Source organism: Rhizobium sp. TBD182 (genome assembly GCF_001950375.1).
GTDB lineage: Bacteria > Pseudomonadota > Alphaproteobacteria > Rhizobiales > Rhizobiaceae > Agrobacterium > Agrobacterium tumefaciens.
Map to the genome: position 1 here is coordinate 787,596 of NZ_BDLN01000001.1, position 8,178 is coordinate 795,773.

Annotated in this window: 9 protein-coding genes; 5 read left to right on the forward strand and 4 right to left on the reverse strand. The window is 59.6% G+C overall.

Annotated elements, in window-relative coordinates:
* Positions 1-136: 136 nt before the first annotated feature.
* From fabF to fabD, 4 genes are all read right to left on the reverse strand, one after another.
* Positions 137-1,399, reverse strand: coding sequence for a beta-ketoacyl-ACP synthase II (fabF, locus tag T18_RS03965; RefSeq protein ID WP_026330798.1), 1,263 nt, complete (start codon positions 1,397-1,399; stop codon positions 137-139).
* A gap of 246 nt (positions 1,400-1,645) precedes the next feature.
* Positions 1,646-1,882, reverse strand: coding sequence for an acyl carrier protein (locus T18_RS03970; RefSeq protein WP_003502080.1), 237 nt, complete (start codon positions 1,880-1,882; stop codon positions 1,646-1,648).
* A gap of 350 nt (positions 1,883-2,232) precedes the next feature.
* On the reverse strand, positions 2,233-2,970 hold the full coding sequence (gene fabG, locus T18_RS03975; RefSeq protein WP_003512379.1) for a 3-oxoacyl-[acyl-carrier-protein] reductase: 738 nt from the start codon (positions 2,968-2,970) through the stop codon (positions 2,233-2,235).
* A 135-nt stretch (positions 2,971-3,105) separates the two neighbouring features.
* Entirely contained in the window at positions 3,106-4,050 is a 945-nt protein-coding gene (fabD, locus tag T18_RS03980; protein WP_038492751.1) for an ACP S-malonyltransferase, read from the reverse strand.
* A gap of 223 nt (positions 4,051-4,273) precedes the next feature.
* On the opposite strand from fabD, the gene T18_RS03985 reads away from it, so the two are divergent.
* The 5 genes from T18_RS03985 (at position 4,274) to rplI (ending at position 8,085) form a co-directional block, all read left to right on the forward strand.
* Positions 4,274-5,317, forward strand: coding sequence for an aldo/keto reductase (locus T18_RS03985; protein ID WP_038490533.1), 1,044 nt, complete (start codon positions 4,274-4,276; stop codon positions 5,315-5,317).
* 291 nt (positions 5,318-5,608) lie between these two features.
* On the forward strand, positions 5,609-6,070 hold the full coding sequence (rpsF, locus tag T18_RS03990) for a 30S ribosomal protein S6 (RefSeq protein WP_003512373.1): 462 nt from the start codon (positions 5,609-5,611) through the stop codon (positions 6,068-6,070).
* Between the two features lie 13 nt (positions 6,071-6,083).
* Positions 6,084-6,332 carry a 30S ribosomal protein S18 gene (gene rpsR, locus T18_RS03995; protein ID WP_003496832.1) on the forward strand — a complete coding sequence of 83 codons (249 nt, stop codon included), beginning with the start codon at positions 6,084-6,086 and terminating at the stop codon, positions 6,330-6,332.
* A gap of 188 nt (positions 6,333-6,520) precedes the next feature.
* Complete coding sequence (locus T18_RS04000; RefSeq protein ID WP_025592960.1) at positions 6,521-7,495, forward strand: hypothetical protein; 975 nt, start codon at positions 6,521-6,523, stop codon at positions 7,493-7,495.
* A 14-nt stretch (positions 7,496-7,509) separates the two neighbouring features.
* A complete protein-coding gene (gene rplI, locus T18_RS04005) occupies positions 7,510-8,085 on the forward strand; it encodes a 50S ribosomal protein L9 (RefSeq protein ID WP_003512362.1) in 576 nt (191 codons plus the stop codon).
* Positions 8,086-8,178 lie beyond the last annotated feature (93 nt).

Here is an 8,178-nt window from a genome sequence, read left to right on the forward strand (position 1 = left end):
CTACAATATCGGCGCGAAAATCGAAATGGCTTTCGCGAGCCGCAATGCGTTCTTCAAAGAAGAGCGCTCTCAGGCACCCGGCGGGAGGGAGCCGCACCGCTTTAGGCGGTTTGCGGCGCCGGGTTTTCGTCGTGATTTATGCTTCGTAGCGACGCAGTACGAGGGAGGCGTTGGTGCCGCCAAACCCGAAGGAGTTCGACAAGGCGACGTTGACCTGCCTCTTGCGCGCCTTGTGCGGCACCAGATCGATCTTCGTCTCCACGTCGGGATTGTCGAGGTTCAGCGTCGGCGGAACGATATTGTCGCGGATCGCAAGCGTGGCGAAAATCGCCTCGATAGCGCCAGCTGCTCCGAGAAGATGGCCGGTGGCCGACTTTGTGGAAGACATGGAAATCTTCGACGCCGCGTCACCAACCAGCCGCTCGACCGCACCAAGCTCGATCGTATCGGCCATGGTGGAGGTGCCGTGGGCGTTGATGTAATCGATATCGTCAGGCGTGAGGCCGGCGCGCTTCAGCGCCATCGCCATGCAGCGGTACGCGCCATCGCCATCTTCTGACGGTGCGGTGATGTGATAGGCATCACCGGAAAGGCCGTAACCGACGACTTCGGCATAAATCTTTGCGCCGCGCGCCTTGGCATGTTCCAGCTCTTCCAGAACGACGATACCGGCACCTTCGCCCATGACGAAACCGTCACGGTCGCGGTCATAGGGACGCGATGCCTTCTGCGGATCGTCGTTATGCTGGGTGGAAAGCGCCTTGCAGGCGGCAAAGCCGGCAAGCGCGATGCGGCAGACCGGCGATTCGGCGCCACCTGCGACCATGACCTCGGCATCGCCGAACGCAATCATCCGGGCAGCATCGCCGATGGCATGCGCGCCGGTCGAGCAAGCCGTCACTACGGCGTGGTTCGGACCGCGCAGCTTGTGACGGATTGAGACGTGGCCGGAAACCAGGTTGATCAGACGGCCGGGAATGAAAAATGGAGAAATGCGGCGGGGCCCCTTGTCGCGCAGCGTATAACCCGCCTCGACAATACCTTCCAGACCGCCGATGCCGGAGCCGATCAGAACGCCCGTGGCGATCTGGTCTTCGTCCGTTTCGGGATGCCAGCCGGCGTCCGCAAGCGCCATGTCGGCAGCGGCCACACCGAAAAGGATGAACGGATCGATCTTGCGCTGCTCTTTGAGTTCCATCCAGTCATCGGCATTGAACGTGCCGTTGGAGCCATCGCCGACGGGAATGCGACAGGCAATCTTTGCGGGCAAGTCTTCGACTTCGAACTCAGTCACGAGACGGGCACCGTTCTGGCCGGCAAGCAGCCGTTCCCAGGTGATTTCCGTTCCGCATCCAAGAGGAGATACCATGCCGGTACCGGTGATAACGACACGCCTCATCGCCAACGCTCCGCCCTTATCCAAATCATCGGTCTTTTTGCAACGCCACACACCATGGAATGGCGGGAACAGGCGCTGCACCATTTTGAATGTCCGCATAATCTTCCGCAGGCCGGAGCCGGTTCGGAAACTTATGCATTCGTCAGGACGCACGTCTTTCGGGCGCGTTCTGTTTCACGATAAAATATTGGCCCGGACAAGCCGGGCCAAGACGGGAGGTTGTTACACCTCCCCAATACAGGTCGATCAGGCCTGGGCCTTCTCGATGAACTTGACAGCGTCGCCAACAGTCAGGATCGAGTCAGCTGCGTCGTCTGGGATCTCGACGCCGAATTCTTCTTCGAAAGCCATGACCAGTTCAACGGTATCGAGCGAATCAGCGCCCAGATCGTCAATGAAGCTTGCGCCTTCAACAACTTTGTCGGCGTCGACGCCCAGATGATCAATTACAATTTTCTTTACGCGTTCTGCGATATCGCTCATGTCGGTTTCCTCGACCTTTATTTTGAAGGGAATGCCTTACGGCACCCTGCCCTGTTAGAAGCCCTCATGCGCCGTTCAAATCCGGCACTGCTGGCAAACCCGTTCAACCCGGTCCAAGCTAGACATCGTCGCGCAAAATCGCAACGGCTTCCTGTCTCTCCGGGACGACTGTTCACAGTCTTGGCCCGATTAACACGGTTTCAACCGGTCGAAAAGCCTGAAAACGCGCTAAGCACAACGTATGACAGGCAATTTCGCCGGAAACCGGCATGGAGGGTCTTGCGGCGCCCGACACCAAACAAGGTGCAGAAACAGCGCCGCAATCGTTTCAAGACGCCTTTCAGGTGGCGTCAGATCATCGCCATGCCGCCATTGACGTGCAAGGTCTGGCCGGTCATGTAGGCAGCTTCATTGGAAGCCAGATAAAGTACGGCCGAAGCGACTTCGGCGCCCGTCCCCATGCGCTTCATGGGAATGGCACCCATGATGGCGTCTTTCTGCTTGTCGTTCAGCTTGCCGGTCATCGCGCTTTCGATGAATCCAGGTGCTACGCAGTTGACGGTGACGTTGCGGGTGGCGATTTCCTGTGCCAGCGACTTCGAAAAACCGATCATGCCGGCCTTGGAGGCGCAATAGTTCGCCTGGCCGGGATTGCCGGTGACGCCGACGATGGAGGTGATGTTGATAATGCGGCCGAAACGGCGGCGCATCATCGGATGCGTCAGTTCACGCGTCAGGCGGAACATCGCGGTCAGGTTCACCTCGATGACGTTGTCCCAGTCCTCGTCGCTCATGCGCACGAACAGGCCGTCCTTGGTAATCCCGGCATTGTTGACAAGAATGTCGACGCCTTCCAGCTCGGCCTCGGCCTTTTCGCCCAGCGCCTTGACCTCGGCACGATCGGCAAGGTTGGCCGGGAAAATCTTGACGCGGTCGCCAAGTTCCGCCGCCAGGGCTTCGAGCTTTTCAACGCGCGTGCCGTGCAGGCCGACGGTTGCGCCCTGGCTGTGCAGAAGGCGGGCGATTTCCTCGCCAATACCGCCGGTCGCGCCGGTTACGAGAGCCTTGCGGCCTGTCAGATCAAACATGTTCCGTTCCTTCTTTAGAGCAATTCCGCAAAAGCCTTTTAGCGAAATCTTTAGAGCAATTCCGCAAAAGCCTTTTAGCGAAATCGCATCGGGAATTACCGTAAAACAAAAAGCCGATGCGGGGCGAAGCCCGTCTCAGCCGATAAGAGTGGCGAGAAGCTGGTCGATATCGGCAGCGCCGTTGACGGCAACGCCGTTCACCGTCTTGTCGATGCGACGGGCAAGACCCGTCAGCACCTTGCCGGAGCCGATCTCGTAAAGCTGCGTTATATTGTTGGCGGCGAACCATTCCACCGTCTCGCGCCAGCGCACCTGGCCCGTCACCTGTTCGACCAGCAAAGCGGCGATCTCATTGGCGTCGGAAACGGGGGCGGCACGCACATTGGCGATAACAGGCACGACCGGGTTATTCTTTTCGACAGCCGCCAGCGCCTCGCGCATGGCTTCCGCCGCCGGCGCCATCAGCGCGGAGTGGAAGGGCGCGGAAACCGGCAGCATGATGGCGCGCTTGGCGCCCTTTTCGGAAGCGATCGCAGCCGCCTTCTCGACAGCCGCCTTGCCGCCGGAAATGACCAGCTGGCCGCCGCCATTGTCGTTGGCGATCTGGCAGACGCCGAGAATGGCAGCCTCTTCACAGATTGCCGAAACAGCATCGTGCTCCAGCCCGATGATCGCTGCCATCGCGCCCTCGCCCACCGGCACGGCAGCCTGCATGGCATTGCCGCGGATGCGGAGAAGCCGTGCGGTATCGGCAATCGAGAAGGTGCCGGCAGCACAGAGCGCGGAATATTCGCCGAGCGAATGGCCAGCGACATAAGAGACGGCGTCAGAGAGCTTCAGACCCCGCGCTTCCAGAACCCGCATGACCGCCATGGACACCGCCATGAGCGCCGGCTGGGCGTTGGCCGTCAGCGTCAGCGTTTCTTCCGGGCCATTCCACATGATGTCGGAAAGCTTCTGGCCGAGCGCGTCATCGACCTCCTGGAACACAGCCCGTGCTTCCGGATAGGTATCGGCGAGTTCCTTGCCCATGCCGATGGCCTGGCTTCCCTGACCGGGAAATGTGAATGCAATACCCATGGGATGTGGTCCTTCTTGTCTGGCCTTGCCTTTATTCTTTTCGACTTCCATTCACATTCCGGCCTGCGGAGTCAAGGCTTGAAGCCCTTCGGCACCCCATCGACGCGGTTTTGCCGATCTATTTTCCCCTTTCTTTTCATCATATTTTTTCTTGCACTGCGGCAATTCCCCATTACTTTCATGCCACCTTTCAAAATATCTGGCCAAGCACCGGGACATTTCCATGAAACAGAGACTATTGGGCCGCACGGGCATTTCCGTGTCCGAAATTTGCCTTGGCACAATGACGTGGGGCACGCAGAACACTGAAGCCGAAGCGCATGCGCAGATGGATTACGCGCTGGAGAACGGCGTCAATTTCTTCGATACGGCCGAGCTTTACCCCACCACCCCCGTTTCCGCCGAAACGCAGGGACGGACGGAAGACTATATCGGCACATGGTTCGAAAAGACCGGCAAGCGCGACCAGGTCGTGCTCGCCACCAAGGTCGCCGGTTCCGGGCGTGACTATATTCGCGGCGGGCGCGATATTGATGCGAGCGCCATCCGCGAGGCAGTAGATACCAGCCTCACGCGCCTGAAAACGGATTACATCGACCTCTATCAGATCCACTGGCCGAACCGCGGCACCTATCACTTTCGCGGCGCCTGGAGCTTTGATGCTTCCGGTCAGGAAAAGGAGCGCACGCTTGCCGAGATCACCGAAAAGCTCGACACGCTCGGCGAGCTGGTAAAGGCCGGCAAGATCCGCGCTATCGGCCTTTCCAACGAAAGCGCATGGGGTACACAGAAATATATCGATATTGCCGAGGCCCGTGGCCTGCCGCACGTCGCAACCATCCAGAACGAATATAACCTGCTCTATCGCAGCTTCGATCTCGACATGGCGGAAGTCGCGCATCACGAAGATGTCGGCCTGCTGGCCTACTCGCCGCTGGCGGCGGGGCTGCTCACGGGCAAGTATCAGAACGGCGCACGCCCTGCGGGCTCGCGCGGCACCATCAACAAGGACCTCGGCGGTCGCCTGCAGCCGCATCAGGAAGCGCCGGTCAAGGCCTATCTTGAGCTAGCCGCACAACACGGCCTCGATCCGGCACAGCTCGCCATCGCCTTCTGCCTGACACGCCCCTTCATGGCCTCCGCCATCATCGGCGCAACGACCATGGAGCAGCTGAAGGTGGATATCGCAGCAGCCGATGTCACCTTGTCCGACGACGTCCTGAAAGGCATCGCCGCGATCCATCGGCAATATCCGATGCCGATCTGACGACAGCGCAGCGCGCTTTTTCGCCTCCGGTCCTTGCATTCCGGGCAAAAATGGGTATAAGCGCGCTGTTCACAACACCCGGTCCAATTGGCTGGTGGCTGAACGGAGGGCTGGTTTCGGTAACGAAACAGCAGGAACCATAAGGTTTTTCCGGCCTCCCGTGTCTCCGCTCTCGACCGTCTCGAACAACGCTTTTCTTGCTTTAAGGCTTCGCAGCCTAACCAGGAGCAGTCGTTGAGGCTTAGCGCCGTTGCCGGGTGAAGGACGAAACGCAAGAAAGGCAAAGCTTAAATGGCTCTTTACGAACACATCTTCCTTGCCCGGCAGGATATTTCTGCCCAGCAGGTCGACGCACTTGTCGAGCAGTACAAGGGCGTTATCGAATCGTTCGGCGGTAAAGTCGGACGCGTCGAGAACTGGGGTCTGAAGTCCCTCACCTACCGCATCAAGAAGAACCGCAAGGCTCACTACGCTCTTATGGACATCGACGCTCCGGCGCCTGCGATCCACGAAATCGAGCGCCAGATGCGCATCAACGAAGACGTTCTTCGCTACATGACCATCGCCGTCGAAGCCCACGAAGAAGGCCCGTCCGCGATGATGCAGAAGCGCGACCGTGACGACCGTCCGCGCCGCGATGGCGACCGTCCGGATCGTGGCCCGCGTGAAGATCGTGGTCCCCGCGCACCGCGCGAAGGTGGCTTCGGCGACCGCGAAGACCGTCCGCGCCGTCCGCGCGAAGACCGTGCATAAGGAGAATTGACCAATGGCTGATACATCCTCTTCCCAGGCACGCCGCCCGTTCCACCGCCGTCGCAAGACGTGCCCCTTCTCCGGCGCAAACGCTCCGAAGATCGACTACAAGGACGTTCGTCTCCTGCAGCGCTACATTTCCGAGCGCGGCAAGATCGTTCCTTCCCGCATCACGGCCGTTTCCCAGAAGAAGCAGCGCGAACTCGCCCAGGCGATCAAGCGCGCCCGTTTCCTCGGCCTGCTGCCTTACGTCGTAGCGTAATGATTTGAAGCGAGGCCGCGCTTTGGCGCGGCCTCGTCTTCCACGATGCAACTGACTTTTAATCAGTAGGTTGCGAGTTCAAATCCTTCCGCGTTGGGCGCGGATCGATACCATAAAACCCATGTTGGGGACGACGATCCTGATTGGACCGGTCCTCTAACTGCTCAAGTTTCCAGCAGGACAGCGAAGTGCAAAAGTTGAACCAGACAGTGCTGATCACCGGCGTTCTCGCCGGCATATGCGCCGCGTTTCTAACGCTTGGCGCAACGGCACAGTCGTCCTTTTCCTTCCTGCTTTACGCCGGTTCCGCCATGCCCATCTTCATCGCCGGCATGGGCTGGGGAAATCGCGCAGCCGTCGTTGCGATCATCACCACGGCTATCATCGGCGCGCTCGTCATATCGCCGCTTTTCTCGCTGACCATTGCGATCTTCACGCTGATCCCGGCGGGCTGGCTTTCGCATCTTGCCAATCTGGCGCGCCCGGCCTCGGAACTCGGCGGCCCGGATGACCTGCTTGCCTGGTATCCGCTGTCCGGCATCGTCCTGCATCTCTGCCTTCTGGTTTCGGTTGCCGTCGTCATTCTCGGCTGGATGATCGGTTACGGTCCCGATCTCGTCGCGCGCATGGTCGATCTGATGATGACCTCCGTGCAGAGCCGCGAACCGCTGTTCGAACCCAATGTCGAGGCACTGGCGCAGACGAAGTCGCTGCTGGTTCTGATGCTGCCGATCGTTCAGGGCGGCCTGTGGGTCATCCTTTTGTTTGCGGCCTATTATTTCGCGGCCCGGCTGGTCGGTTCCTTCGGCAAGGGTCTTCGCCCACGCGAGGACATTCCTTCCGCACTGCGCATGCACCGCAACGCCATCTTCGTTTTTCTCTGCGGCATCGTCGCCATGTTCTTCGGGGGCGTCGCCGCGATGGTCGGCGCAGTCGTCTGCGGCACCTTCGGCGCGGGCTTCCTGATGGCGGGTTACGCCTCGCTGCACAAACGCGCGCGTGGAAAGGACTGGCGTCTGCCGGTTCTCATCCTCGCCTATCTCTCGGCGGTCTTTGTCTTCCCGCTGCTTATCATTCTCGTTTTGGGATTGAGCGACGTGCGCAGCACGATCTCCCTCACCCCAACGCGGAAAACTGACAATACGAACGAAACCAACACATAGAAAGGATCAAGAAGATGGACGTTATTCTTCTCGAACGCATCAACAAGCTCGGCCAGATGGGCGAAACCGTAAAGGTTCGCGACGGTTACGCACGTAACTTCCTGCTGCCGCAGGGCAAGGCGCTGCGCGCCAACGCCGCCAACAAGACCCGTTTCGAAACCGAGCGCGCAACGCTTGAAGCCCGTAACCTCGAGCGCAAGTCGGAAGCCCAGAAGGTTGCCGAAGCACTCGAAGGCAAGTCCTTCATCGTCGTTCGCTCGGCTGGCGAAACCGGTCAGCTTTACGGTTCTGTTGCTGCTCGCGACGTCGTTGAAATCCTCGGCGCCGAAGGCTTCAACATCGGCCGCAACCAGGTTGAACTGAACACGCCGATCAAGACCATCGGCCTGCACAACGTTACCCTGCACCTGCACGCCGAAGTCGAGCTTCAGGTCGAGCTGAACGTTGCCCGTTCTGCCGAAGAAGCCGAGCGTCAGTCCAAGGGCGAAAGCCTCACCTCCGCCGACGCCATCTACGGCGTTGACGAAGACGCCCTGCGTCCGGAAGACTTCTTCGATCCGGAAGCTGACGGCAACGACGACGACGAATAAGATTTGGCCTTGTGGTCATAAGGAAAACCCCGGATGGCGACATCCGGGGTTTTTTTGGTTTTGTGACTGGAGTGTGTGGAGGGATACCCCCCT